The organism is Candidatus Hydrogenedentota bacterium (genome assembly GCA_013359265.1).
Taxonomy (GTDB): Bacteria; Hydrogenedentota; Hydrogenedentia; order Hydrogenedentales; family SLHB01; genus JABWCD01.
Map to the genome: position 1 here is coordinate 158110 of JABWCD010000009.1, position 26544 is coordinate 184653.

The 26544-nt window shown below is 59.8% G+C and carries 23 protein-coding genes; all 23 read right to left on the reverse strand.

The window, feature by feature from the left end; genetic code table 11:
- Positions 1 to 147: 147 nt before the first annotated feature.
- Positions 148 to 546, reverse strand: coding sequence for a hypothetical protein (locus HUU46_10485; GenBank protein NUM54059.1), 399 nt, complete (start codon positions 544 to 546; stop codon positions 148 to 150).
- Between the two features lie 117 nt (positions 547 to 663).
- Positions 664 to 1008, reverse strand: coding sequence for a hypothetical protein (locus HUU46_10490; protein ID NUM54060.1), 345 nt, complete (start codon positions 1006 to 1008; stop codon positions 664 to 666).
- Between the two features lie 140 nt (positions 1009 to 1148).
- Positions 1149 to 4427 carry a HEAT repeat domain-containing protein gene (locus HUU46_10495; GenBank protein ID NUM54061.1) on the reverse strand — a complete coding sequence of 1093 codons (3279 nt, stop codon included), beginning with the start codon at positions 4425 to 4427 and terminating at the stop codon, positions 1149 to 1151.
- Positions 4428 to 4449: 22 nt separating this feature from the next.
- Positions 4450 to 4830, reverse strand: a complete 381-nt coding sequence (locus HUU46_10500; GenBank protein NUM54062.1) for a hypothetical protein — start codon at positions 4828 to 4830, stop codon at positions 4450 to 4452.
- A 55-nt stretch (positions 4831 to 4885) separates the two neighbouring features.
- Positions 4886 to 6436 carry a twin-arginine translocation signal domain-containing protein gene (locus HUU46_10505; protein ID NUM54063.1) on the reverse strand — a complete coding sequence of 517 codons (1551 nt, stop codon included), beginning with the start codon at positions 6434 to 6436 and terminating at the stop codon, positions 4886 to 4888.
- 282 nt (positions 6437 to 6718) lie between these two features.
- Entirely contained in the window at positions 6719 to 10207 is a 3489-nt protein-coding gene (locus tag HUU46_10510; protein NUM54064.1) for a DUF1080 domain-containing protein, read from the reverse strand.
- A 474-nt stretch (positions 10208 to 10681) separates the two neighbouring features.
- Positions 10682 to 10879 (reverse strand): hypothetical protein, encoded by a 198-nt coding sequence (locus HUU46_10515; protein NUM54065.1) that lies wholly within the window; start codon positions 10877 to 10879, stop codon positions 10682 to 10684.
- A 167-nt stretch (positions 10880 to 11046) separates the two neighbouring features.
- Complete coding sequence (locus HUU46_10520; protein ID NUM54066.1) at positions 11047 to 11397, reverse strand: transposase; 351 nt, start codon at positions 11395 to 11397, stop codon at positions 11047 to 11049.
- A gap of 147 nt (positions 11398 to 11544) precedes the next feature.
- Complete coding sequence (locus tag HUU46_10525; GenBank protein ID NUM54067.1) at positions 11545 to 12648, reverse strand: serine hydrolase; 1104 nt, start codon at positions 12646 to 12648, stop codon at positions 11545 to 11547.
- A gap of 255 nt (positions 12649 to 12903) precedes the next feature.
- Positions 12904 to 13833 carry a hypothetical protein gene (locus HUU46_10530; protein NUM54068.1) on the reverse strand — a complete coding sequence of 310 codons (930 nt, stop codon included), beginning with the start codon at positions 13831 to 13833 and terminating at the stop codon, positions 12904 to 12906.
- A complete protein-coding gene (locus HUU46_10535) occupies positions 13830 to 14822 on the reverse strand; it encodes an ATP-binding cassette domain-containing protein (GenBank protein NUM54069.1) in 993 nt (330 codons plus the stop codon). The genes HUU46_10530 and HUU46_10535 overlap by 4 nt, the downstream gene beginning before the upstream one ends.
- On the reverse strand, positions 14819 to 15796 hold the full coding sequence (locus HUU46_10540) for an ABC transporter ATP-binding protein (GenBank protein ID NUM54070.1): 978 nt from the start codon (positions 15794 to 15796) through the stop codon (positions 14819 to 14821). Before HUU46_10540 ends, HUU46_10535 begins: the two co-directional genes overlap by 4 nt.
- Before the next feature lie 23 nt (positions 15797 to 15819).
- Entirely contained in the window at positions 15820 to 16251 is a 432-nt protein-coding gene (locus HUU46_10545; protein NUM54071.1) for a hypothetical protein, read from the reverse strand.
- Between the two features lie 120 nt (positions 16252 to 16371).
- Entirely contained in the window at positions 16372 to 17247 is an 876-nt protein-coding gene (locus tag HUU46_10550) for an ABC transporter permease subunit (GenBank protein ID NUM54072.1), read from the reverse strand.
- Positions 17240 to 18160, reverse strand: coding sequence for an ABC transporter permease (locus HUU46_10555; protein ID NUM54073.1), 921 nt, complete (start codon positions 18158 to 18160; stop codon positions 17240 to 17242). The genes HUU46_10550 and HUU46_10555 overlap by 8 nt, the downstream gene beginning before the upstream one ends.
- 27 nt (positions 18161 to 18187) lie before the next feature.
- The gene (locus HUU46_10560; GenBank protein ID NUM54074.1) at positions 18188 to 19831 is read right to left on the reverse strand and encodes a peptide ABC transporter substrate-binding protein; all 1644 of its coding nucleotides are present in this window, start codon (positions 19829 to 19831) and stop codon (positions 18188 to 18190) included.
- A 188-nt stretch (positions 19832 to 20019) separates the two neighbouring features.
- Positions 20020 to 20463 (reverse strand): PEP-CTERM sorting domain-containing protein, encoded by a 444-nt coding sequence (locus HUU46_10565; GenBank protein ID NUM54075.1) that lies wholly within the window; start codon positions 20461 to 20463, stop codon positions 20020 to 20022.
- Positions 20464 to 20966: 503 nt separating this feature from the next.
- Entirely contained in the window at positions 20967 to 22241 is a 1275-nt protein-coding gene (locus HUU46_10570; protein ID NUM54076.1) for a cytochrome c, read from the reverse strand.
- 254 nt (positions 22242 to 22495) lie between these two features.
- Complete coding sequence (locus HUU46_10575; GenBank protein NUM54077.1) at positions 22496 to 23863, reverse strand: right-handed parallel beta-helix repeat-containing protein; 1368 nt, start codon at positions 23861 to 23863, stop codon at positions 22496 to 22498.
- Positions 23864 to 24004: 141 nt separating this feature from the next.
- Entirely contained in the window at positions 24005 to 24685 is a 681-nt protein-coding gene (locus HUU46_10580) for a DNA alkylation repair protein (GenBank protein ID NUM54078.1), read from the reverse strand.
- A gap of 30 nt (positions 24686 to 24715) precedes the next feature.
- Positions 24716 to 24955 (reverse strand): DUF2283 domain-containing protein, encoded by a 240-nt coding sequence (locus HUU46_10585; protein NUM54079.1) that lies wholly within the window; start codon positions 24953 to 24955, stop codon positions 24716 to 24718.
- 32 nt (positions 24956 to 24987) lie between these two features.
- Entirely contained in the window at positions 24988 to 25239 is a 252-nt protein-coding gene (locus tag HUU46_10590; GenBank protein NUM54080.1) for a DUF4258 domain-containing protein, read from the reverse strand.
- A 7-nt stretch (positions 25240 to 25246) separates the two neighbouring features.
- Positions 25247 to 26284: an alcohol dehydrogenase catalytic domain-containing protein gene (locus HUU46_10595; GenBank protein NUM54081.1), complete on the reverse strand. Its 1038-nt coding sequence runs from the start codon at positions 26282 to 26284 to the stop codon at positions 25247 to 25249.
- Positions 26285 to 26544 lie beyond the last annotated feature (260 nt).

A 26544-nucleotide genomic window follows, 5' to 3' on the forward strand; every position in this document is an offset into this window, starting at 1 on the left:
ACCGGCCCGCCACCCGCTTCCGCGCCGAAAACACACTGCAACCCTCATTTCTTCGCCGTCTCGCGCCGTTCCGGGAGCAGCCACTCCTCATTCTTCAACTACTGCGGGAACGCACGCAAATCGACAAATTGCTACGCCATCTTGAGGTTAACTCGGCAGTCTCACCCTTGTCACGTGTCCGTTTTTGAGAAGGATGACTATATCGTCGCTGTCCGCGGCGGGAAGTACACGCCAACGAATCAGATTAAACGGCACGTCTGCTATGTCAAACCAGTCGGACGGACTTGCAAAGTAACGTCCATACACGAGTTTCTCGTCCGCGTCGGAAGCAATAACAGTGGCGGCGCGTAGCGCCGGCACACCCATCTTATCGAGAACAGCTTGCTCTCCATCGCCCACCTCAACTGTGCCGGCCCACCGAAGAAGCAACCTGTACCTTATGGAATCTGCGGCGAACGGAGTAACGAGGGACACGATTACCAAGGATGCTATGGCTAACTTCCACTCAATCGGGCCAAACCGACGAAGAACTGTCAGCCTCCTCATATCAAGGCCCCAACTGTTGCCGGCGTTACTGCTTGGTGTGAGTCTCCCGCCGTTCCGGCAGCAGCCACTGTTCATTGTTCAACGATTGCAGGAACGCAAGCAAACTATTTCTTCCAGCTACTCTTCGGGTATTTGCACGCTCGATACCAATTCATTCTCATCAAATACGATCTGAATGTCCTCAGGGTCGGGACCAAAGAGGCGAAGCTTAAACGGGTACAGGTAAGGCGGAAATGTGACAAACCATTCTTCAATTGGTCCGAACATCTTGCCATATCCCCAAATTTCCGGACGCTCACCCCAAAAAATCGCCCCGGCCAGATTCATATCCTTTTCAGTCAACGTATTCACGTCGCGAGAGATCATTTGCCAGTCTTTTTCGCACCTGATTGTTGGCTCTCCCAGCGTTCGTATAACTGTCTCCCTGGAGTCGCCTACGTGGAGTTCGCGCGCCGTGCCCAAACTCCGGTATCGCAAGATATCCACAACCAAGCAGAATGAAAAAATCAGCACTACCGTGAGAGCAACGTACTTTATCCAAGCCAGATATGACCGTCGTGGTCTGACTTTGCTCGCCACCATATTCTCATGCCCTCACCAACTCAATGCGCCGCCTTCGCCGTCTCGCGCCGTTCGGGGAGCAGCCACTGTTCATTGTTCAACGATTGCAGGAACGCAAGCAAATCGAGTAACTGCTCCTGGGTCATGCCCGTGTCGAGGCCTTGCGGCATGATGGAGTTCGGGGCCTGGTCCATCGCGGTGATGTCCTTGCGCGAAATGCGGACGGAATCCTTCGCGTTCTGGCGCAGCAACACGGCGTCGGCGGTTTGTTCGCCAATGACGCCGACGTATTCGACGTCGCCGCCGAATTCGGGGTCTTTCGCGCTGATGCGCATGGACTCGTAACCGGGCACGAAGCTGGCGTTCGGGAAGAGGATGGCTTCGAGCAAGTCATGCCCGGAACGGATCGCGCCGATGGTCGTGAGGTCGGGGCCGACGGTGCCGCCTTCCGCGCCCACGGTGTGGCAGGTGGAACAGGCGATCTTTTCGTTAAAGAAGAGGTGTCGACCGCGCCCGACGTCGCCTTTGCCGATCAACGGTTCGATGGCAGCAAGTTTTTCGAGGCGCGCCTTTTCTTCGGCCTCGATCTGCGCGCGCAGGGGTGCGGCGGCCAGCTTCACGGAATCCGGGTAGGTCGCGAGGAGCGCGTCCAACCCGCCGGGAATCATGCTTGGCGCGATGGCAGCGTTCGACAGGCTCTTCACCAGCGAATTGCCGACGGCTTCGTCCGCGCCATTCTTGAACGCGTCAAGCAAGGCGGGGAAGGTGAGCGCGTCGGCCTTGGGCAGATGCGCATCGGCAAGCGCGCGGAGTTGATCGTTGGTCAGTTTCGCGTGACCGATCACTTTGCCCGCGGACAGGCGCACGGCGGGATCGGTCTTCTCGGATAGGTTGCCCGCGAGAAACGCGAATCGCGCGTCGTTCAGCTCCGGCGCGCGCGTCTGGACGGCGCCGAGGGCGCTGATGCGCAGCGCGGGCGTTTCGTTCGCGTTGTCCGCGAGCGCGAGCAATTGTTCGTCAAACGACCCGATGGATCGCGCGGCGATTAAGGTCGCGGCGCGGTAGCGGATTGATTCGTCGCCGGACTGCAACGATTTCCCGACCGACTGCAGGATGGGTTCGGGCAATGGATTCAGGTTCATCTTTTCGATCGCGTCGAGCATGAACAAGCGGCGCGCGGCAGGGGCTGCGTCGTCGCCCGCGACATGCGCCATGAACTGTTGCACGTTGCCGTATTGCGCGTAGGCGAGAATTACCTCGCCGATTCCCTCGGCGGTTTCCGGCGCGAAGTCCGGCGCGTTAACTTTCTCCTGCAACGACGCCAACACGCGGTCCGCCCAATCGGGGTGCCGCGACGCCACCCAGAGGCCGGTCTTGCGCAGGTCTTCGCTGTCCGAATTCAGGAAAGCGAGCGCATGCTCCGCGGTGAGCTTGTCGCTCTTGAGTTGATCGAGCGCGATGAACGCGGCCTTGCGCGCGGCGGGGTTCTCCGCGGACAGCGCAGCGCGCAGGGGTTCCTGGTCGTTAATCTGTATCAAGGCGAATGTAATTGCATGTTCGAGGAACCGGTCGTTCCCGCTATCGGCGGCGCGCAATAGCGGCGCGACAGCCTCCTTCGCACGGAGCCTGCCGAGCGACGCCGCCGCGACGCGGCGCACGCCGGGAAACGAATCGTTTAGCAATGGGATGAGGACTTTGACCGCATCGGCATCCCGGACCGTTCCGAGTAACTCTGCGGTCAGTTGGCGCAATTCCGGAACGCTCTGAGCGAGGCCAATCTCGCGTAGTGCAGTCAAGGCGCGGGGCGTCCCGACCTGCACGAGTGCACTTGCTAGATTCTCGCTTCGGCGCGACGCCTCGATAAGATTCTTGATTGTCTCCGAGTGGTCATCGTCGGGATACGTAATGATAAAGCCACCCATAGCCCTTCGTGTGAGGCAGGATTCTTCGAACGCTTCGCGTAGTGATTGTACCGAGGACTCGTCGTTCGCGGAAACCAACACGAGCTGTTCCAGCGCCGCCTCGCGAACGTGTAACCGCGGATCCCCGAGCAACGAAATGAGCTTCTTCGTCGATGCCTTGGGGATATTTAACTTCGATCCCCAGCCGTCCTTTTGTCGCGCACCAGCGATCTTCCGCACGCGGTATATCGAACCGCGAATCTCTGGCTTCGCCACGCGGGATATCGGGCATGCGTCGACATACCAACCGCCAGTATCGGAGACGAGCACAGTGCCATCTGCATCTTCAATTGCGTCAGTGGGGTGAAAGTCCGGGTCGGTGGACGATAGGAAATCCGAGTCCTCACTCGTATACGAGGACCCGGTCTCACTGCCAGACTTGAAAATATGACGCTGGACGCGGTGCGGGTTGAACTGCGCGCTGAACAAATTGCCCTTGTACTCGTCGCCGAAGTTTGCGCCGCGATAGACCATCAGCCCCGCCGGCGCGATGCGCGAGAATTTTGTGAGCGACGGCATGAGATCGCCGGTGCGGACGAATTCGTCGATGACTTCGTGGGGCTTCGGGTAGACGCCGCCTTCGACCCAGTGGTTCAGCGCGTCGCGCTGGCCCTGCCGTGGTTCCGTAAAGTACGTCATCGTGCCGATCATGTCTCCGTTGTCGAGCCAGACGAGTTCGACGGGGTTGTCGAAGCCGCCGCCGCAGAAGCGTTCGAGCTTCGTGCCGTCGGGTTTGCAGCGCCATATGCGCGCGGCCTGCCCTTCGTAGTGGAGGCCGTCGGGCGTGGTGATGTTGTAGCCGTGGCGGCCGTGCGTGAGGTACATGTAGCCGTCGGGTCCGAGGAAGGGGCCGTGGAGGCTCGCGGTGTTGAGCACGTTCCATCCGGTAAGGATCACGTCCTTCTTGTCGGCGACGCCGTCGCCGTCGGTGTCCTCGAAGCGGAAGAAGTCCGGCGGGGACGCGCAGTAGATCGCGCCGCGGTACCAGAGCACGCCCATGGGAAGGCTGAGCTTGTCGGCGAACACGGTGCGCTTGTCGAAGACGCCATCCTTGTCCGTGTCTTCGAGCATGAGGATCATGCATTCGGGGTAGGTCGGCGTGTCCTTGCCTTTGGTATTTTTGCCGGAAGATTCGGCGATGAACAAGCGCCCTTGATGGTCGAACTCCATGAACATCGGGTAGGACGACATCTCGGGCGGCGCGGCGACTTCGACGGTGAAGCCATCCGGTACCTTCAACGCGGCGAGACCGCGCGCGGGTTCTTCGGCGAAGGCGAATAGCCACAAAGAACACAAAGAAGCACAAAGAAAGAAAACCACGGGGACGCGGAGGGCACAGAGAGTAGCCAAGAGTTTCATTTTGTACTCGCTTCGCTCACGTTTATGGCAGAGCCGGCAACTTTATATGTTCAACGACTTCATACTTCTCATCAGACTTCAACGTGAATGTCATCTCGCCACCGTAACCATTCTCAAGATAACCATGGTCATCGGTAGTAATCGTCTTGCCGTTTTGACTGTAAGCGATACGTACGCTACTTTCGCTCGTCACAGAAATGCGTGATTCGACCTTGCTGTTATTCGCCACCTCGACAAGCATTACCGGACCACCTGCGAACAATATGGAGACGTCTTCAATCTGATTGCCAGTTTGGTTATCGATCCGGATTGTTACGCCGGGATATCGCAAGAGAACCAGCAAGATTCCGATTACGATACCGGTAACAAGAAAGCCGATAAGGTATTTGGCGCGCTCGGTCATACTTCCGCTAAACGACCTCTAATGTTACTCTCCGTGATCTCCGTGTCTCCGTGGTTCAACTCTTCAGGAAACGCTTCAGCAGATTGTGCGTGATACGTTGTACGCGCGTGTCGGGGCCGTGGGGACGGCCGTTGTGCGAGTAAGGCAGCATGTGGCCCGGGGGCGAACTGAGGCCCTGCGCCCACCAGATCGTCGATGCGTTGAACACGTGGTTGCCTTTTGGGCCGGGGTAGATCGTCGCCGTCCAATGCGCAACCTCGTCGCCGGAATTGAGCGCGTCGCCTTCCGCGACGATTTTCAGTCCGGGGATGTCCGCGGGTTCGCCATGGAATTCCCAGCCGACGAGGCCGGGAATGCCGTCGCCATTTTTCATGCCGGTCCCGTCAAACATCCAGTGCGACGCGTCGGAAACGATCCAGTCGCCTGCGCCGTTGAACGGAATGATGGTGCGCGCGCCGATGATCTCGCGTTCGTCGGGGCCTTCCATGGGGAACGGTCCCATACCGCGGTCCGCCTCGGCCTTGCTGGTTCCGCCGAAACAGCCCTCGCGCGTGAAATTGCGGTTCGGCACGCCCGCCGAACTCGGCGACATCGGCGACACGAAGCAGCAGGTGTTTCCGGAGAAGAAGCCGACGTTCAGGCCCTCCGCGATCGCCTGCTTGACGTGGTTGAACTGTTCGAGGCTCCAGTACTCGTCGTGGCCGACGGAGATCATCGCCTTCGCGCGCGTGATGGTTTTGATCTCTGCGTGCACGTCGGTGTTCGAGACGTAGGTGACGTCATAGCCTTCGCGTTCGAGCCAGTACACGAAGGGAAATTCCCACAACAGAAATTCGCCGGACCCCTGCGACTGCGGTGCGTCGAGAATCTGGCAGTACTTTCCATAGGGCCGGTCGTAGCTGACGCGGATGCCGGGCTTGAGCGCCCATTCGCTCTTGCCGTCGTCGTACAATGCGAATTGATCGGGCCAGCGGTTGTAGGCCTGCCAGGTGTTGTCGCTGCATTGGAAAACGATGTCGGCCTTGCGCTCGTCGCGCACGATGAACACGACGTAGCTCTGCCATGGAGCATCGACCAACGACAAGCGGCCGAGATAGACGCCGCTGACCCAATCCTCGGGAATGGTGATGGTCGTGGCGGGTTTCCATTGGCACTCGCGGATGCGCTCGTTACCGATGGGGGGATCGGGTTGCGTAACGCCGTCGAAGGGGCCGAGCTGTTGCATCAAGCGCGCGCCCGCGCCGTCGTAGTAGCCCATGCGAAAGATGTCGATGGTGAATCGGCCCGGCGGATTCGCGCTCACGAAGATGTCGAGCGCGTCGCCCGCCTTCACGCTCGCGCGAGAGCAGTAGCCTTCGATCCATGGACACCGGTAGCGCGTTTTCGGATCGACTTTGGTATACGTGAGCTGCCAATCCGTGGCGTCCGCGCGCACGTTTTCCTTGTGGAGCGCGCCGTGGCGCGCAGCTTCAGTGGACAAAGTGGACGTAGTGGACGCCACAACCGCAGATGCAATTCCCGCGGCAGCCGTGTTTTTCAACACATCGCGACGAGATATATTATTTGGCTTTTTCGTGCTCGTGCTCCCCACAGCGACGGAAAACATCCAATCATTCCAACTCCGCCGCGCGCGCCAGTTTTAGAATGAGACTTTTCATAACTCCATTCCACTTTACACTTCGAAATGTTCGACCTAGGCGTATGAAAACGTACGTGATACATCCAACTATGACTACAGGAAATGATTCGAACCAAACGCCCACCCCAACGATTATTGAACTCGGAACAATGAGAGCCAAGTCTTCATGAAAATGGTCCCATTCAGTACTCAATTCAATCGTGACAAGCATTCTGCGTTCATCCGGCGTTAGTTCTTCTCGCTCACGACTCATTGTGCTCCGCGCTCCAGGTAATTGATCAACGCAGCCAACTCGCCAAGGCTCATGGTGTTCAGCAAGCCTTCGGGCATAATCGATCGCGTGGCGGGCTTGCGCGATTCGATGTCGTTCTTCGCGATGTCCACGCGCTTGCCCGTGACGTCGATGAGCGTGAGCGTGTTCTCGTCCTCGGTAACCATCATGCCGGTCACGGTCGTCAGGTCGTTCAATTCGACGTCGAGGCCGATGTATTGATCGGAGATTACTTTCGAAGGTTCGGCGATCGCATCGATGAGGTCCGCGCGGCGGAACCGGCTGGCGACCGTCGAGAGATCGGGGCCGCCGCCTTTGCCGACCGTGCCAAACACGTGGCAGTTGACGCAGCGCGATTTGACAAAGACTTTTGATCCAACTTCGTTGAAGTGCTTGCGGTCTTCGCCGTTCTTGGCGTATGCCATCGGATCGTATTCAAGATATTCCTTAATCTCTTGCAGGCTCATCTGCGCGAGTTCGGACGCCTTGCCTTCCGATTCCGCCTGCATTTGCGCGAGCAGCGCCAGCGCGTCCGCGTTGCGTTTGGCGAGTTGCGCGTCTTTCCGCGCGACGGCGAGTTGCTTTTCCTCCTCGGGCAGAAGCGCCAATGCATCCTGCCAGATGAATTCGATGAACCCCTCGAAGCTCGCGCCGCCGGTCATCTCGCGCGCGCCGTCGAACCACGCGACAAACCTGTCGCGCTGTTCGCGGGACCACCCGGATTGAATCGTGCGCAGGCAGAACGCCGTGTGGATTTGTTCTTCCTGCGACTTGTCCGGCGTCTGGTATGCGAGCAGCTTGTCGATGACGCCTGGCAGTTCCATGTGGGCCAACAGAATCTGTAGTTCGCGATTGATGGATAGGTTTTCTGCCGGAAACGCCGCCAGCAGGTTCGCACCGACGTGTTGGTTGAATGCGCTGCGGTCAGTTCCTTGGGCGTCGCGGATGAACGCGAGCTGAATCACGCGCAAGGATGCCAGCAAATCGTCTTCGGAAAGGTGCGCGCGGCTTGACGCGATTTTCTCGAATACCGCGTCCATGTCCGCCGCGCTGTGCTGCGTGTGGATCAGCGCAAGAAGGCCTTCGATCAAGGCGCGGGGTTGTTGATCCGAATCCGTGGCGAGCACGTGCGGCGCCCAAAGACCGCGCGGCGTGCGTTCGAGTGCCGTTCGCGCGGCATAGCGCACGGACGTATCGCCGCTGCCGAGCAGAGTCAACAGCTTGACGGGGATTGCGTCGTTTTTGGCGAGCTTGGCCCCGGTGTCCAATCCGGCGCGAACCAGCGAATCGCACGCACGCCGCTGCACGAGCGCGTCGGCGTCATCCAGCGCCGCGGTCAACGCTTTCTTCACCGACTGCAACGGATACGTCCCAAGCAAGTACACGGCGAAGGCGCGCACGTCCGCGTTGTCGTCGTTCGCCAGTTTTGTCAACAGCGATTTCGACGGCTTAGGGCCGTGCGCCTGCAACGCTTCGAGCGCGGCGATGCGCTGCTCGACCGGGGCGTCCTTATGCCGCGCGATGCCGGCCAGGCCACTCTCCCACTTCTTCCCAAGCGAATCTTTCGCCTGTTCGAGCGCGTAGCGGCCCCACGCGGAGCGCCGCATCGGTTGCCGCACGACGTCTTCGACGGACTTTGGCACTTCGTGCTTCGCAACCGCATCGCCGTATTTGATGCGGTATAGGCCGCCGCGTGTGCCGCGCCCGCCAATGGTGAAGTACATCAACCCGTCCGGGCCGACGTCGACGTCCGTCACGTTCAGCGGTTCGCCGACGAGGAAATCGACCGTCTTGCCGATGAAGGAGCCGCCGCGCTGCTTGGGGAACATTGCGCGGATGCGCCCGCGCGACCAGTCGCCCATGTAGAATCCGCCGCGATACTTCTCCGGGTATACGGTGTGATCGTAGATGCACGTGCCCACGGGCGAACCGCGGCCAACGTCGTCGAGAGGCGGCAAGGTGTCGAAATAGTAATTCGGCATCTTGCCGCTGCCCGACCGCCAGCCGTAGTCCGCGCCCGGCACGCAGTGCACGACGCGCACGGGACGAAACCACGGGGTGCCGATGTCCCACTCCATGTCGGAATCGAAGGTGAAGATTTCGCCGGTGTTGTCCACAGCGAAGTCGAAGGCGTTGCGGAACCCGCCGCAGAACTGCGCCATCGTTTTCAGATCGGGCGACACGCGATGGATGGTGCCGCCCGGCGCCAGGATTCCCTTCGCGTGGCCCCGCGCGTCCCAGTAGCGCGGCATCAGGAAATCTTCCTGCAGGCCGCGGCTCGGCGAATCCTTCGCGATCTCGAAATCGGGATACGAGTGGTTCCCGTACATGACGTACAGGAACCCGTCCGCGCCCCAGGCGATCGCGTGCGGCGAGTGTTCGCCCATGCCGCCGCTCTTCGCTTTGATGACCTGCGTCACCTCATCGGCCACGTCGTCGCCGTTCTTGTCGATCAACCGGTACACGCCGGGCGCGTGCGGACCGTCCGACTGCACGAGCAAATCGCCCGGCGCGAGGTAGCACAGGCCCATCGCGCGCTTCACCACTTCGCTGACGGACTTCACCTTGTCGTACTTGCCGTCGCCATTTTCATCGAGCAGCAGCCGGACGCCCTCGCTCTCCGTCGCGACGAGCGGCCGGCCCAGATGGTCGAAGGTCATGTTGATGACCGAGCCGATGAGTTCGTGCGACGCGACTTCCTCGACACTGAACCCTTCGGGCATGCGGAACTGCGCGCCTTCGACGCCGAGTTTCTCCGAGCGCGCCGCGTCCACGTCGGGCATGAGTTCGCCCGGCCTGATGCGCGCTTCCTTCGACGTGAGTTCCTTAATTTCGATGTCCTTGAACGACACCATCATGTCGGGGCCGGTGTGGAGTTGCAGCGCGATGTAGCCCTTGCGCGCGCCGGCGAGGTCGTCGATTTCGCAGGTGACGTGGCCGTTCAGCACCATTTTGATGTGCGGGCCCTGACAGGTGATCTCGTATTCGTTCCAGTCACCCTGCTTCACCCAGGTCTGCGTTTCCGCCTGCTTCTCCGGCGACATCGCCTTCCAATAGTCCATGATGCCGCGCTTCTGCTCTTCGTAGAGCATGCCGAAGTAGGTCTGCTCCGCAATGTCCGCCTGGTAGCCCGCCGCGACGAAGTCCGGCCGCATCTCGCTGCGGAATTGAATCCCGCTGTTGTGATTGCGCAATTTCACCTTCGCTTTCAGCACAAAGTCGGTGAACTGCTTCGGTTCGTAGAACAGGAAGGTGTTCTTTTCGATCTTCACGCCGTCCGTCGATCCGACGATGGCGCCGTCCGCCACCTTCCACAAGCGCGGATCGCCTTTCCAGCCTGTCAGGTCCTTGCCGTTGAACAGCGGGGTGAACCCTTCCTCCGCCGCGCGCGCCCCCGGCGCCAACGACGCCACCCCGGCCACGCAGGCAATCAGCACAAGCCCCAATACACACCATCGTAGTTTCATGGCAATCTCCCCAATAGAACGTCGATACCTGCTAAGCGATACAAGAAGCGATTGAAAACGCGCTCAGCCCAACCCGCAGAATCCCGCCCCCGACCGGGGAGCGACGAATCCAATAACTTTAGACTATGACCTTGCGGGATTCCACATTCGGGCAGGTAGATTGATAAATATGCCGATTGACGGGTGGCAGTCCGTGTGGTAATGCTTTCCGTATAAGAACGGTGGTCTCCATACCCGACGACGTTTTCGAGCAGGCGGAACGCTTCGCGTGGAAGGCCCGCAAGTCTCGAAGTCATTTGTACAGCGAAACAGTAAATGAATACGTTGCGAGGCATTCGCCGGACGCGGTTGCCGAGGCAATGAACCGCGCTTATGATGAACTTGACGAGGAGGAGAGAATGCCCGACATTTTCCTAACGCTCGCTGCGCGCCGCATCTTGAAACGAACGGAGTGGAAATCTCTGTGGGCGAATTCTAATCGGAAGTTGCGTCGTCTTGCGGCGTTACGCTGCCGGGTGATAACTCGCGCGCTGGCGATTTTACGAGCCGATCCGCGTACTTCGATTCCAGCGCTTGGTAGTGGGCAATAAGAGCATACGTGTCGTGCCCGAACCGTTCCGAGATTTCGTGCCGCGTTTGTCTGATCTCTTCTATTGCAACGTCCGTACGCATCCTATACCTCTTGATCGTTCATCAACTCGAGCGGCGTCGTTAGAATCGGCACATGGAGGCCGAGCAGTACGCGCCGAAGGCGTTCCGCAACCCTAGCCAGGGGCATCGCCCCTGGAACCCGGCCAACACCTCATCTCGTCTTGCCCTGAAGGGGCATCGCAAGAAATCTAATTCCGCACGCACCATTCGTCGAATTCGATTCCGTGTTTGAGAAGGAGAATGCGAAGTTCTTCCTGAAATGTCATCTTCCGGTGGTGACGTTTCTGGTTCAGAATATAGCCGCGCAACCGCTCGAGATTCGAGGGACTGACCGCAAACCGGGCGTAACCCGATTGCCAGCAGAAACGGTCGAACACGCGATCCTGAAGTTTTCTCCACTTTGACGACTGTTTCTTCACGGTTTCGACGAGCCTGATCGGTGCTGCCGCTTTCGACATCGCGAAAGCGGTGTGGACGTGATCGTCGACACCCCCAATCAGATTTTCGCGGCATTCCTCGCCGTCGAGTACTCCGGCCATCTGGCCGTAGCGTTTAGGGCGGCCGGGTACACCTTGCGACCGGGCCGACAAAGTGTTCCGCCCATGATAGAACCGTTCGCTGTCAGGAATCGACGGACGGTTGGGAAGTCAGAGATCGACCGAATTGGATGAGTCAGCGGCCTGCGATCATGCTGGGCGGGCGGCGCGGATTTTCTCGAGCAGCGCGGCGAATTCCTCGTCCTCGACGCGGTCTCCAATTCCGTACCAGACACGACTCATGACACCCGGGCTTCCCGTGTTTACGCGATGTACGACTACAAGGCGCTCGGCCGGCGAAACGTAGACGACTTGCGTGCCTGTGCCTTCCGCATAGAACGCATCGTTGCGGCCGATCCACCACATGTAGCCGTATCCGCCCTGTTGAAACGGGCTGTGAATCTGGGTGCTCTCCTTTACCCAAGTTTCGGGAATTACCTGCAATCCGTTCCACGTTCCACCCTGGAGATAAAGGTGTCCGAATCGCGCGAGATCGCGGGCACTGATCCAGAAAAGATAGGCTGGATGATTCGAAACTTCTTCGTGGCGGTACTCGACGTCTTCGCGGCGGAAATCTTGCATCCCGATAGGCTGGGCGATCCATTGGATGAACGCATCTTCGATGGAAAGTTTGGCCTGTTGTTGGAAGATGCTGCCGAGCGCGTTGAAATCCCAGTTGTTGTAGTACCAAAACGTGCCCGGCGCGTGAGCGCCACGCTGGGGGCGGCGTTTTTTGTTCGAACTGGTTTCATAGGCTGCGCCGTGATATACGCCGGAACGCGACGCAAGGAGGTCTGAAACCTTCGCCGTCTTTTCCTGTTCCGTGAGACCAGGGCGAACGTCGTCTATGGAGAGTTCGGCTAGCGTGGCATTCACATCGATCAGCCCGCGTTCAATCGCGACACCGTAAAGCGCGCTCAGTAGGCTCTTGCGAACCGAGTGGGCGTTGAATCGCTTCGTTGTTTCGCCCCACTCGGCGACCAGATTCCCGTCGTGAATCACGATTACGGCCGCGGACCCAATTCGATTCGCGTACTCGCGGGCTTCGGCCAGTTTCTCGGCAGACCAGCCTGAAGCCAGCGGAAAGGTTTTCGCCAGGGATTGATCGTTATCCAGTACATTTTGCGATGGACCGCCGGCCAGAATCTTCGAATCGAGGGAGGCGCGCAGGCCCCAAACGCCGATGACCGCGACTGCAACCAACACTGCGATCAGTAGCCCAAACCGTCGTACCCATTTCATTCCACGAGCCATGATTCATAGCCCTCCGTAACGCAATTCCGCGATGAACGCACGCGGTCGGTCCGGGGTTCCGTCAATACCTGCCGAATTGACCGGCGCTCTCAAGCCTCAAGAGCTTAAGGGGGCGCCTTATCGACGCAAGGCTAATATTTGATGCGCGAGTGGTTCGAAGGGTTTAGCGTGGCGCATTGGTAGTCCAAAGAAGCGTATTCACGGGTGACGTTGCGCTTGCGACGAGAAGGTGACGATTTGAGGGAATGAGCCCCGTTACGATTGAAGCGAGCCACGTTCGCCCTGCCAGACCGCCAGCAGTTGGTCGAGCGTTCCCTCGAACCAGTAAATCTTCCCCCGGATTGCGCGTTTGGCATGCGCGGGCACGCCGCCGATATTGACGATACTGTGCAGGCAGTCCGCGGGATGGTGGCCGGTGACGTGGGACGTTCCTTCCCAATAGATGCCGCAAATCCAAGTCTTTTCCAGGTTGACGCGCGTGATGATTCCACTATCGACGGGGCTGAGCATGCGCGCGTCGTACGGGCCAACGTTGAGCATGCTCGTCAAATCGCCGTTGGCGCGGAGCGTGTCGTATTTCACGCCGAGCGGCGTGCGCGCGCCGACCGTTTCGCGCACGGCGGGTAACGGTTCCCACGTCCCGCTTCGGAGTACGTAGGTCAGGCTGGTCTTGTCGGTCTTGTCTTTCTCGGCGATGTCCCACAGATCGTACTCGCTGAATGCGGGCGTCTCCGCGAATTGCCTGCGCCACGCCTCGTTGCTCAGACCGCCGAGGCGAAAACACTGTTGTACACCGTAGAACTCGTTGAGCCCGGCGTCCTGTGTCTCAACGATCCACAGCATGTCGATCCCGTCGTCCGCGGGGGCCATGTAGAACGTCCACGCCTGCGGGACCCACTCCGCATCGCCGATGGACACCGTTTTCACGAGCACGTTGGGCTTCATCTCAAACTCGGCCTGCATATCTGCGATCTGTTTCTCGTCGATTCCGGCCGATGCCGCGTCCTTTGGAATTTCTCCGTGAATCAGCGGCGTGTGCTCGTGGAATCGGTAACCGATGCGATTGCCGGGATGCTTCTCGTTCGTGAAGGTCGCGATCTGTTTGCCATCGGGAATGGTTGCCGTAATCGGCGACGCCTCCGCGCCGGCCATCACGGCGGCCACCAGCAAGAGTAGTGCTGTCATAATCCGATCTCCCCTGCGCGTACACACGCGACGTGTCGTGCGTCGTCAAACCGCTCAAGCGGCGGCGGCGCCTGCTTGCACTTATCTTGCGCGAAGGGGCACCGCGGATGAAACGCGCAGCCTGCGGGCGGATTCAGCGGCGACGGCGGATCGCCTTGCAGCAGCACGCCGGCGCGGTCGCGTTTGCGCGATGGATCGGGAATCGGCACTGCGTTGATGAGCGCGCGCGTGTACGGATGCATCGGACGATAATACACGTCCTCCGCGGCGCCCAGCTCGACGATCCGCCCGAGATACATTACCGCGATTCGGTCCGAGAGGTGCTTCACGACGCTCAGGTCGTGCGAGATGAGTAGGAGGGACAGGCCTTCCTCGCGGCAGAGTTCGGCAATGAGGTTGAGTATTTGCGCTTGAACGGAAACGTCCAGTGCGGACACCGGTTCGTCGGCAATGATTAATTTAGGGCGCAGTGCAAGCGCGCGCGCGATGGCGATGCGCTGGCGTTGTCCGCCGGAAAACTCGTGCGGGTACTTGCGCATCCATCGCGCGGCAAGGCCCACGCGGGACATGAGCGCGGCGACTTTTGCCGCCACCTCGCCGCGCGCCGCCAGCCCGTGCGCGAGCATCGGTTCCGCCAGCGCGTCGAAAACGGTCATGCGCGGGTTCAGCGACGCGTACGGGTCCTGAAACACCATCTGGATCGACGGACGTAACGCACGAAGTTCGCCGCGTGGCACCGAAGCGAGGTCGCGCCCGCCGAATTGAATTGTCCCGGAGGTGGGTTCGACGAGGCGCACAATACTCCGCGCGAGCGTCGATTTGCCGCAACCGGACTCCCCCACCAACCCGACCGTCTCGCCGGGTTGGACGCTCAAGCTTACGCCGTCCACTGCGCGCACGACACCCGTGCGCCGTTTCAGCAGCGGCCCTTCCTTAAATTGGAAATGGACGCGAACGTCGCGAATGTCCAATATTGGCGCGGCGTTCACGAAATCTCTCCAGCGAGAACGCGCGCGCACGCCGTCGCGTGTTCGGGCGCCACGCCGTGCAGGGGCATCGCGTTCGTGCTGCACGCCACGACCGCGTGTTCGCAGCGCGGCGCAAACGGACACCCTGCTACGCTCTGCGTCAGGTCCGGTGGCGCCCCCTTGATCGTGTACAGCTCCGTTCCTTTTTTCTGCGTCGCGGGTATCGATGCAAGCAGCGCGCGTGTGTACGGATGTTTCGGTCCGCGGAACAGGTCTTCGACCTTCGCGGATTCGACGATGCGCCCCGCGTACATCACGAGGACCCGGTTGCACGACTCCGCAATCACGCCAAGATCGTGCGTGATGAGAATCACGGCCATGCCGAGCTCCGCCTGCATGGATTTGATAAGCTCGAGAATCTGCGCCTGCACCGTTACGTCCAGCGCGGTCGTCGGTTCGTCGGCGATAAGCAATTGCGGACGTGTGATAAGCGCCATCGCAATCATCACGCGCTGCCGCATGCCGCCGGAGAACCGGTGTGGATACTCGTGCATGCGCCGTTCCGCGTCCTGAATGCCCACGCGCCGCAACATATCCACCGCGCGCGATCGCGCCTCTGCCTTCGTGCAGCGCTCGTGAACGAGCAGCGGCTCCATGATCTGATCGCCAATGCGCAGGTACGGATTCAGCGCGGTCATCGGGTCTTGAAAGACCATGCTGATGCGTTTGCCGCGCACGGCGCGGCGTTCGGCATTCGTGCAATGCAACAGGTCGATCGTGCCGAACTTGGCCGCGCCGCTCTCGATTCTTCCCGGCGGCATCGGCACAAGGCCCAAAAGCGAAAGGTTGGCCACCGACTTGCCCGAGCCGGATTCACCGACGATCCCGAGCGTTTCACCGGGATCGATGGAAAATGACACACCATCCACCGCGCGAACCACACCGCCGCGTGTGTGAAAGTGAGTCTTCAGTTTGCTAACGTCTAGCAAGGGCATCGAAAGACCGCGCGTCGATTAACTCAGTTATCAAGTAGAAACTTGGCATATCGGTTTACGCGAGAAATCTCCGAGTCTTTGAACGTTTCAATTAAGGTTCGAAATTCAGCAAGCCCAATACGCTTCAAGAGCTTTGCATAATCTCTGAATTCGTAGGGAATGTTTCCGCGTGCCAGCATTTCGACCACACGCGCGCGAATTCGATTCTTATCCGCAGACGTCAGCACAGATCGACGAAGCGCTCGGGCAGTATTGGACTTTAGTGTTCTGCCAAAGGGGAATCCTTCGTCCTCCTCAATGAAATCGATGCCAATCTGAACGCATGCTGCATCACCGGACCTAATCCCGTCAATTACTGCATCCATGAGTGGATAGATCCAGGTGTGGTCACCTTCCGAATGCACATTTGGGACAAGGGTCGCCGGTGTTAGCCCCAAGTTCTGCCGATACTTCACGTATCGATCCTGTATTCCCTCAACGCTCCATCGTCCAGTTCCGTTGTAGTCATGGATTGCGGACATGGCAAAGTCGATCTCAGTGTCCATTCATATCTGTGGCGTTTGCGGTAGCAGCGGTTAATCTTTCGATATTCGCGGGTCGAGCGCGTCGCGCAGGCCGTCACCCAGGAAGTTCAAGGAAAACAAGGTCAGCGACAAGAATACGCTCGGGAAGATCAGCAGCCACGGGTAGTCTTCCATGACTTTGGCGCCGTCCTGAATCAACACGCCCCAGGAACTCATCGGCGCCTGCACGCCAAGCCCGAGGAAGCTAATCACGGCTTCGAGCAGCATTACCTGCGGGATCGTCAGTGTTGTGTACACGATGATCGGCCCGAGGGCGTTGGGTATCAAATGGCGCAGCACGATTCTTCGACGGCTCAAGCCCATCACGTAGGCGGCTTCGACGAACTCTTTCTGCCGCAGCGCGACCACCTGCCCGCGCACGATTCGCGCCATGGTGAGCCATTCGACCGCGCCGATCGCCAAGAAGATAAGCACGATATTCTTGCCAAGATAGACGGTGAGAATAATGACGATGATCGTGAACGGCAGGGTGTACAGGATGTCCACGACGCGCATCAACGCGGAATCGACGCGTCCGCCGGCGAAGCCCGACACGGCGCCGTAGATCACGCCGATGCCGAGCGACACCGCCGTTGCGCAGATACCGACCATGAGCGAGATGCGTCCGCCGTAGAGAATCCGCGTGAGCAGGTCGCGGCCCAGCGTGTCGGTGCCGAACCAATTCGCTCCGCTGGGCGGCGTCGCGCCGAGCGAACGGTCCTGCGTCTCGTACGAGTAGTTTGACACCCAGGGCCCAATGACGACCATAGCCACCATCGCAACGAGCAGTGCGAGGCTGATCGCCGCGAGCCGGTTCTTGCGCAGCCGCCGCCACGCATCGCGCCACAGGGACGCGCCGGCCTCGATCTCGTGCGGAACATCAGTCATACCGCACCCGCGGGTCGAGCCATGCCTGCGCGACGTCGACAACGAGATTAAACAGCAAAATAAGCGCGGCGTAGAACAACACCGCGCCCATGAGCAGCGTGTAGTCGCGGTTGAACGCGGCGTCTACAAACTGTTTTCCCAATCCGGGCACGAGAAAAATCTTCTCGACGACAAACGACCCCGTGAGCAACCCGGCCGCCGCTGGCCCGAGAAACGACACCACCGGTTGCATGCCGCCGCGCAACGCATGACGGAGGACGACGCGGGCTTCGCTCAACCCTTTCGCGCGTGCGGTGCGGATGAAATCCTGGGCAAGCACTTCAAACATGCCGCCGCGCGCCAGACGCGCAACGTAGGCCGCATATACGGAGCCAAGCGTCAGTGACGGAAGAATTTTGTCCATCGGCGCGTCCCAACCCGACACGGGCAACCACTGCAGCTTGAGCGCGAAGATCAACACGAGCAACGGGCCCATGACGAACGTCGGCATGCAGATGCCCGCCATTGCGATCGACATGGGAATGTAATCGGTCAGGGTATTCGGGCGCAGCGACGCGACGATGCCCGCGGTCAGTCCTATTGCCAGCGCGACTGCGAGCGAGTAGACGCCGAGTTCAATCGAAACCGGCGCGCGCAATGCAATCCATTGGCTCACGGTGCGGCTCGGCTGTTGCATCGAGGGTCCGAGGTCGCCGCGCAGCAAATCCATCATGTACTTCGCGTACTGCGCGGGCAGCGGCGCGTTGAGGTTGTACGATTCGCGAATCTGTTCGAGTACCTCGGGCGGCACGTGGCGCTCGCCCTCTTGAAACGGCCCGCCGGGTGCTAGCCGGATGAGGAAGAAGACTGTGGTGGCGATAATCAGAAAGACGGGAATGAACCCGAGCGCGCGCCGCAGAATGTATCGTGTCATGCTCGCGCCACTCCGCCGCGGCCCGGACTACGATTGGTCCCGCGTAACGGACATGTACTTGTAGTTCATATAGCCGAGCTGGTTGCCGTCGCACCCTTCGAGATCGGGCGACACGAGGTAACGTTGGCGGTACGTGTAAATCGGAATTATTGGGGTCTCGCTCAACAGTATCTTTTCCGCTTCCTGCATGTAAGCAAACCGTTGCGCCGGATCGAGCTCGTGCCGCGCCTTTTTTTCGAGTTCGTCGTATGTCGCGTTCGACCATCCCGTGCGATTGTTACCGTTGCCGGTGGTGAAACATTCGCAGTAATTCATCGGATCCAGGAAGTCCGCGATCCACCCCGCGCGCACGACGTCGTAATTGAGCGTCGTCATCGAGTTCAGGTAGACCTTCCACTCCTGCTTATTGGTCGTCACCTCGATGCCGAGGCCATTCTTCCACATGTCCTGAATCGCCTCGGCTACCATCTGGTGGTCTTCACTCTCGTTGTACAGGATTTCGATCGGCCGCATTCCCGTGCCGCCGGGAAAACCTGCCTCGGAGAGCAACTGCTTTGCCTGCTCGATGTCATAGGGCAGGCTGGCTTCCGCCGTGTAGCCGCCGATGCCCGGCGGTGTAAGCGCGACCGCGGGAACGAATGCGCCGAAGAGGACATCGTCGCAGATTGACTTCTTGTCCACCGACATTGCCAGAGCCAGGCGCACCTTCGGATTATCCAATGGCGGACGCGTCGTGTTTATGCGGTAAAAATAGGTGCCGACGAACGGCTCGATGCGCAGCACCGCCGGATTGTCGCGCTTGTACGCGGGTATCTTTGTAATCACCAACGTTTCGATGGTGTCTACCTCGTTCGCGCGGAACATGCGTTCCGCCGTCTGCAGGTTGCCGCTGACGGGGTAGAACTCGATTTCATTCAGCTTCAGGTTGGCCGCGTCCCAGTAGTGCTCGTTTTTGACGACGCGGATCACCTCATTCGGCCGCCATTCCACGAGCTTGAATGGTCCGTTCGAGACGTGGTTGCCCGCCAAAATCCAGTCGTTCTGGCGGTCGTCGATTTTTCCAAATTGCTCGACGGTGGATTGCAGCACGGGAAACCACGCGTTGTGGATTTGCATGGACAGGAAATAGGGGGCGGGATATGCCAGTGTCACTTCGAGCGTGGCGTCGTCAATCGCTTTCACGCCGACCTGGTCGAAATCGGCCAGTTCGCCCTTGTTGTATGCCTCCGCATTCACGATGCACCACAGCATGTACGAATACTCGCTGCCGAATTTCTTCGAGAGCATGCGCTTGTAGCTGTAGACAAAATCCTTCGCGGTGACCGGCGCGCCGTTCGACCACTTGGCATCCGGGTTGATGTGGAAGGTGTAGGTCTTGCCGTCCTCGGAGATATCCCACGATTTGGCCGCGCCCGGCTCAATCTCGAGCGTTTTTTGGTTGAGCGTCGCGAGGCCCTCGAACAGGGAGGTAAGTATGCGGTGTTCGGTGTGGCCGGTGGTTAATTGCGGGTCAAGGGACTGCGGCTCCGCGTCCGCGGCCACGCGCAAGACACCCTGCCGGGCCGATCGGGAGCCCGAACCGCCGCCATCCTGCTTGCCGTTGCACCCCGCGGCCGTAATCGAGATAAGTGCGACGAACGCGAGCGCTGTGTCGAGTATAGATGACCGCATTGAGCAGCCATTATACTCACGCCCTTTCGCGGCTCAAACCGTCACACGCGTCGAGCGCATGCGGAATAGAAATGAGAGGCGGAGTTCCCGGAAGCCGCTCGCGGGGGTTGTTGCGGCCGACAGGAAACTCCGCTTCGTCAGCCCGATTCGAACCGTGTCTTGCGACCGGGTCAAATCAGTATCGTGATTTAATCCAAGCCCGACTTTCCGCGCAATCCGCGGAGCACCGCGAGCGCGGCCAAACCCGCGCCCATGAGCAGCGCGGTTGCCGGTTCCGGCACCACCGTGCCTCCCTTGAGGTCCCACGCTTCAAACCGCTTGCTCTCCGGGGCGAGTGCAAACGTCCCCAGCTCACGCGGTTCGTCGCGCAGCACGGTCACTTCATCCTCGCGAAAGTCCGGCGCGGCCTCGAATGACTCGCTCGCATCCGGCGAACGGCCCGGCGCATCGAGCACACCCTGGAGCGCAGCGCCGTCCGACGGCTGGTATGCGCCGACATCGCCAAAGGCGTTGTTTGCCGACGCACCCGTCGATACATCCGCGCGCGCAACGAGCGCCGCGACAAATGCGCCAACCGCCGCGACCACTATGAAAGCCGTGCCCGATCGAATCGTCACGGTATTCTTAAGCACCTATAGAACTCCTTCTAACATTTATCTAACACGAATTGCTCAAGCGTAGCGTGCCACGCTGGCATTCTTGGTCACCCACAGGTTTGTCGTACCGAGGTACTTGCACCGAACCTCCGATACGCCGACAATTTCCACACGAAGGGTTCAAAGCAATAAGCTTGCCAATTTGGTCCGAATTCGGTAATTCCTTGTTTTAGCAAGAGTTAACCAAGATCGGCGGCGGCACGATATAGTACGTTTACTACTAATTGCGCGCAATGCGAGACTCAATGTAATTCATCGCTGAGCAACCTTTGCGCTCACTTTGGACAGTATTTACAATTTCGCAGCCGTCCCGCTTTACTCACATCGCCCCCCGGCGGCGTCCGCACCTCACGCACGCGTAGTGGGCGATACAAAAACCCTACATACTGGAAGTGAGCGGAGTATGAGATTGCTGAATGGAACCGGCGGCAGGAGCGACTGCTCCGGCCGCCGGTCCGCCGGTATTCTGTGCGGCGGAATTAGCGGGCGCCACCGCCGAGAGTGCCGCCGCCCGCGGAGGCGGACTTCGTGGCGGGGGTTTCCCACGACATATTCATCCAGCCGATCATCATTTCTTCCCAGGTCTGCTCGCCCCAACGGACGGGCTTCGTCGGGTCGGGGTTGGCGGGATTATTGGCGGAATTGTCGAAGTGGGCGATCGTTTCGATGCGGGTGCCTTTCGGCAGGCGCGCCGGCGTTTCGAGAATATAGGTCGTCTGCCAATTGAAGTCGTAGTTCGGCACGCGCAGCAACGTCTCGGAATTGCCGTCGGGATAATGCGCGATGTACTCGAACGATTTGCCGCGGTAGTGCATATGCGGCGTCATCGAATACAGAATTCCATTGTCCGGAATGACGCTTTCGGCAACCACACGGTAGTTTGCATCGCCCGCCGGGATTTGGAAATCCGGGTTGATGGTCGTCGCGGTGATCACCTCGCGCTGCGGCGGCTGCTTCGCAAACACGATTCCCAACTGCGACCTGTCCACCTCGTGTTTGCCCGTCGGCGTGTAATGCATCTGGAAGATGAAAGTCGATCCCTTCGGCACCTTCACCGCGTTTCCTTCCGGCAATATCGTCGGGATGACGCCCGGTGCAAAGCCTACCAGGAAGCCGCGGCCCAGCCGTTGAAACTCCTGGCGTTGTCCCGCTTCCATTTCCGGCGATCGCATGAACACGATGATGTGGTGCACCACCTTGGGGTTGCTTGCGCGCGCTTCGATCATCTGGAGCCACTTGTCTTCCGCGAAGTTCGTCGGCACCTCGATTTCGCGGTACGGCACCACGCCCGACGGTTCGATGTGCTGCTCGACCGGCAATTCGAATACGGCGTCCGGGCCCGGGATGCGCCAATCCTCGCTGTATTTGATCGGCGCGGGAAGGTCGGCTTCGTTGCCCATCGGGCGCCCGCCGTCGGCCCATTTCACGATGGTCGCGATCTCGCTGTCGGTCAGACGGCGATCGTTCTTGTATTTTCCGACGGAGGGGTCCGCGTGCCATGGCGGCATACGGCGCTGCTCGACGACTTCCTTGATCATCGGCGCCCAGCCCTTCGTCTGCCGGTAGGTCAGCAGGGAAAAGGGCCCGATGCCGCCGGGATGGTGGCAGTCCGCGCAGCGTTCCTGCATGATGGGCGCCACGTCTTTCGCATACGTGGGTACGTTTGCCGCGGGCGCGGCGGCTGTGTCCTGCGCGAGCGTAACCCCACCGATCGCGCACGCGACAAGACACACAACAATACGAACGGCTCTCATTGCACCAACCTCCATACTACTCGGGACACCAGAATTGCGGCCTAGGGACTTGAGTCTACCCGCCGCGGCAAATCCAGGCAAGGGCATGGGCCGTGGGGACGCCGGGGCGTCGCGAGACAACGCACAACAAGAGCAACTGTCAGGAAACGACGGGGATTCCGCGGTCACGCTCGCGCGCACCGTGTGCTCAGCCCAGCCCCGAAAGACCGACCGATCCTGGTCGATCCTTCGTTTGTTAGGCGATAGGCGTACAGCTACTTCAGGGCCAAAACCGCCAGCGTCGAGTCTTTCGGATTGGGTCCCAAATCGGCCCGAGCCGTGTGCGGTCCGCTGCGCCAAATAACGCCGCTCACTCGAGAAACGCCGTGATCGTCGTCCGCGCCATATACGCGCAACGCAGGGCGGTCGATATCGTCGTGCAGGACGCAGTCGGTGAACTCGATGCCCCCGACGATGGCTGCGACGCTCGGTCGGTTGCGTTGGATCGCGAGGGGGGCACGGCCCGCGGCTTCATCCGGGGCGACGGCCAGCCACGAAGACTTCCAACTGCATCGCTCGAAGCGCACTTGCGCTGTCGTGGCGGACTTGTCGTAGACGCTTACTGCTTCGCGTCCTATGTTCTCGACGACACAGTTCACGAATTCGACGACACCTCGCGGGCCGTCATCCCGAATCGCGCCAACAAGTATCCCAGCATGCCCTTTTACGCCGGTCGCGCGGATATCATCGGCGCTCGCGCCGGCGGGCCCGAGCCGGCCGACGCAATTCTCGAAGCGAATCGATACGGGCTGACTTGTGGAATCCAGAGGTTTGAGATAGACCTGCATGGCCGCGCCCGCGTTGTCCTGAAACACGCAGTTTCGGACCACGCAATTCACGAGGCGCTCGTCCGGTCCGTTCGGTTCGAAATCGATACCCGCCTGTGGCGCGGTGCCGGAAGTGCCGGAGAACTCGCAATTCTCGACTAGCAGATTTTGCGCGCTGATTACGCTGATGCCCTGGCGATGGTGGTCTTTGGCGACGCAATTTCGAATGGTAATGTCTTCGCACCAGGGATGCCCCTTGGTTGCGCCGATGTAGAAACCGTCGCCGCCCGAGCTTTCGAGGCGGACACCTTCGATCAATACGTTCTTGCAGCCGTTTATGGCAATGCACATCCGCCATTCGGCTTTCTTGTAGGGCGGATTCTGATAGTCCTTTTTCCACATGCGCAGTGTCGCGCCGTATCCGCGAATGGTGATGTTTTCGGCGTCAGCCGCATCGAAGAGCGAATCGCCGCCGCCCTGGAATTCGCCGCGTTTCGCCAACACGAGCACGCCGGGATCGAAAACGAGTTCGAGGCCGCCGCGCAGCCGAATCGGCCGCACGATCCACGGCGCGCCCATATACGGCACGATCACGGTCTTCGCCGGCGAATCGATTGCCGCTTGGAGGGCGTCCGTAGCGTCTTCGGCGTTGAATCCCCACCAGGAGGCGTTTGCGACGGTACGCGCGCCGGACGCGATCTCCGCGATGGCTTGCGGATTAGGTCCGACGGGCGGTATCCGCGTTTCCTGCGCGAACACGGTTAGGCACGCGGCAAAAACCAACGCGGCAAGATGGACACGATTCGCTTTGAACATGAGTGCGATCCCCCTTTGATCAGTATAGCGATTGTTCATGCTTGGCGCGCACCGGACCACGGCGGCAGCCGCGCATGGCGTTGGCTTGTTGAAGAGGGGGATGACGCCAACGGTTAACTTAACATTCGCTGCACACACGCGCTACGATGACTTCTTCTTTGCCCGGTGCGCGAGCGTCCTGGCAATGTACTGCTCGACATTCGGTGTTTTGCAGCCCGTATCGCCGTGGTCTACGTGAACTCTACCAATGCGTCTTGCCGCGGCGACAACTTTCTTCTGAAGGGCGTCATTGCGAATGCCAATGGAGATTAGCGCCATAACCATCGCATGGCGCGTGCGGTTTGGGCGGGCGTGTATGGAAGACTCGATTGTCTTGATGAGCGGATCGAAGTAGCCGTCGGGAAGCGAGGTATCGTACATCGCCGCATGACACAGGATTGTCCAACCCGCGCTGCTGACCCATTCGTCTTTCGACGTGGCCCACTTCTCCAACTTTGCACAGGCGTGGGGCGAACGCGCAACCAGGCCGGCGAAAGCATCCGCGATAACGTAATTTCCCAGTGTCTTTGCCCATGCTTCGGCTTGCTTCGCAGTCAGCTTTGCGGGATCGGCAATCTTGGTGGCGAGGACCATTGCATCGTGGTTGTTAGTCGCCCAGAGTTCTTCGGCGAGGGAGTGATTGGTCTTGATCTGCTTCGCAAGCTTGCCGAGTTCGGCATAGCTCACGCCGAACATTTCGTTCGTTACGCCGTGCCGCGCGTAGACCTTGCGGTTCTGCGCGGCGCCGGCGGCTTCGAGTTTCGCAAGGACGTCGCTGGTCACGATGGGAATCTGCAAGTCCGGAGAGGCCTATTAAAGGGCCAGCGGAACTTTGGACGAGTCGCCGGACGCCTGGTTGACGATTTCCAGCGTCTTAAGTTGGTCCGCGTTCAATTGCTCATTCGCGTTCAGCAGTTCAATGCCGTAAACACGCCCGTCTTCCGCGATATCGATATTTAATTCGTCGCTCACTGTCAGTGTCTCGACGTGTTCCGGCTTCTCGCGAAAGCAAATGTAGGCGACACCGTGTTCGGGATCATAGGTCAGCTTCATTGTGTTCCACTCCGGCAAGGACGAAATTGCGATTAGTAATATCGGGCAATCACGGTGAGCACCAGCCATCCGGCGTTGGCTGGAACAGCTATCGCCGTTACACGCTTGCGCCTATAGTACGTGCCTCGCCAGACGCCATTATAGTCGAACTCAAACCGAAACTCTGTGCGTCCCAATTTCGCCGGTCGACTGGCTCCTTCCGTCACGGTTTGCACAATCTCCTCCTCCGAGACCCCACGTTCGGGCATGCGGATGCGGCAATGCCTGTGGATCAATACGTTCACGCGAGTATCACGGAGCAATCACCACGCGCATGCCGTTGCGACTTTCCGCGGCGGCAAAGGCTGCGGGCGCTTCGTCGAGCGAGAAGCGGTGCGAGATGTACTGCTTCACGTCGATGACGCCGGCGGCGATGAGGTCGACGGCTTTTTGATGATGGCGCGGCATGCAGCCGTGCGACCCGCAGACGAACAATTCCTTGTAGTGGATGAGGTTTGTGTCCAGCGGAACGACCGAGTTGCCTTTTGGCAGGCCGCCGAAAAGATTGATCCACGCGCGGTTCTTCGCCATTTGCAGGGCGGTCTGCTGCGCCTCGGGCGACGCATTCGCAGTGATGATGACGTCCGCGCCGAGACCGTGCGTTTCTTCCTTCACGCGCGCGACAGGGTCTTCTTCCGAGGAGCAGATATAGACGTCCGCGCCAAACTTGCGCGCGAGTTCCAATCGCGGGCGCGAACGTTGCACGACGATGGCCTTGCCCGCGCCCATCTTCTTCGCCACTTCGATAATCATGCACCCGATCGGGCCCGCGCCGATGATGACGACGGCATCGCCAAACTTCACGGGCGACAGTTCGAGCGCGTTCAGCACGCACCCCAGCGGTTCGGCGAGCGCCGCCTCCTCGAGCGAGACGTGATCGGGCACCTTGTGCACGGGGCCGTAGTTCACGACCATGCGGTTCAGCTTCACGTATTCCGCGAAGCTGCCCGGAAACTGATAGCCCATCGCGTAGTTGATCTGGCAGTTGTTTCCAATGCCGGCTTCGCAGAACACGCACTCGCCGCACGGCACGTCGCCGCCGAGCGCGACGCGATCGCCGACCTTGAACTTCGTGACGTGCTTGCCGACTTTCGCGACGACACCGGCAGCTTCATGGCCCATAATCGCGGGCGGCGTGATGCGCGGGCTGCCGTGGTGAAACATGCGGATGTCGGACCCGCACACAGCGCACGCCGCCACCTGCACGAGTACTTCGTCGTCCGCAACGTCCGGCGTCGGGACGTCTTTGACTGCAAGCGTATCCAATGCTTCGAGAACGGCGGCCTTCATGAATGTCCTTTCGTGAAATATGACGTCGATTTGGAACGCAGCTTTGCGAAACGCGGATCATGGCACGCGGCGGCGTGTGGGCGCAACGCTACGCCGCATTTCTCGCCGCCCCACGACGTCGCAGTGGACGTAAAATACTTCGGTGCGGTGAGAAATGCTCACGAGTAAGCCCTTGAGCGCACAGTCTTTTGCGTGCTCCTGCTCGTGAGTCGTCATCGTACTCGCACTCGAAACTCGAAACGATCGAGTACGATGACGAG

What these genes read in the sequence shown, in the direction of transcription:
- HUU46_10485 (NUM54059.1), bottom strand. Translation starts at nt 546, where the DNA reads ATGAGGAGGCTGACAGTTCTTCGTCGGTTTGGCCCGATTGAGTGGAAG.
- HUU46_10570 (NUM54076.1), bottom strand. Translation starts at nt 22,241, where the DNA reads ATGAGAGCCGTTCGTATTGTTGTGTGTCTTGTCGCGTGCGCGATCGGT.
- HUU46_10510 (NUM54064.1), bottom strand. Translation starts at nt 10,207, where the DNA reads ATGAAACTACGATGGTGTGTATTGGGGCTTGTGCTGATTGCCTGCGTG.
- HUU46_10575 (NUM54077.1), bottom strand. Translation starts at nt 23,863, where the DNA reads ATGTTCAAAGCGAATCGTGTCCATCTTGCCGCGTTGGTTTTTGCCGCG.
- HUU46_10520 (NUM54066.1), bottom strand. Translation starts at nt 11,397, where the DNA reads ATGGCCGGAGTACTCGACGGCGAGGAATGCCGCGAAAATCTGATTGGG.
- HUU46_10500 (NUM54062.1), bottom strand. Translation starts at nt 4,830, where the DNA reads ATGACCGAGCGCGCCAAATACCTTATCGGCTTTCTTGTTACCGGTATC.
- HUU46_10525 (NUM54067.1), bottom strand. Translation starts at nt 12,648, where the DNA reads ATGGCTCGTGGAATGAAATGGGTACGACGGTTTGGGCTACTGATCGCA.
- HUU46_10560 (NUM54074.1), bottom strand. Translation starts at nt 19,831, where the DNA reads ATGCGGTCATCTATACTCGACACAGCGCTCGCGTTCGTCGCACTTATC.
- HUU46_10595 (NUM54081.1), bottom strand. Translation starts at nt 26,284, where the DNA reads ATGAAGGCCGCCGTTCTCGAAGCATTGGATACGCTTGCAGTCAAAGAC.
- HUU46_10495 (NUM54061.1), bottom strand. Translation starts at nt 4,427, where the DNA reads ATGAAACTCTTGGCTACTCTCTGTGCCCTCCGCGTCCCCGTGGTTTTC.
- HUU46_10550 (NUM54072.1), bottom strand. Translation starts at nt 17,247, where the DNA reads ATGACTGATGTTCCGCACGAGATCGAGGCCGGCGCGTCCCTGTGGCGC.
- HUU46_10530 (NUM54068.1), bottom strand. Translation starts at nt 13,833, where the DNA reads ATGACAGCACTACTCTTGCTGGTGGCCGCCGTGATGGCCGGCGCGGAG.
- HUU46_10585 (NUM54079.1), bottom strand. Translation starts at nt 24,955, where the DNA reads ATGAAGCTGACCTATGATCCCGAACACGGTGTCGCCTACATTTGCTTT.
- HUU46_10540 (NUM54070.1), bottom strand. Translation starts at nt 15,796, where the DNA reads ATGCCCTTGCTAGACGTTAGCAAACTGAAGACTCACTTTCACACACGC.
- HUU46_10555 (NUM54073.1), bottom strand. Translation starts at nt 18,160, where the DNA reads ATGACACGATACATTCTGCGGCGCGCGCTCGGGTTCATTCCCGTCTTT.
- HUU46_10505 (NUM54063.1), bottom strand. Translation starts at nt 6,436, where the DNA reads ATGTTTTCCGTCGCTGTGGGGAGCACGAGCACGAAAAAGCCAAATAAT.
- HUU46_10515 (NUM54065.1), bottom strand. Translation starts at nt 10,879, where the DNA reads ATGCGTACGGACGTTGCAATAGAAGAGATCAGACAAACGCGGCACGAA.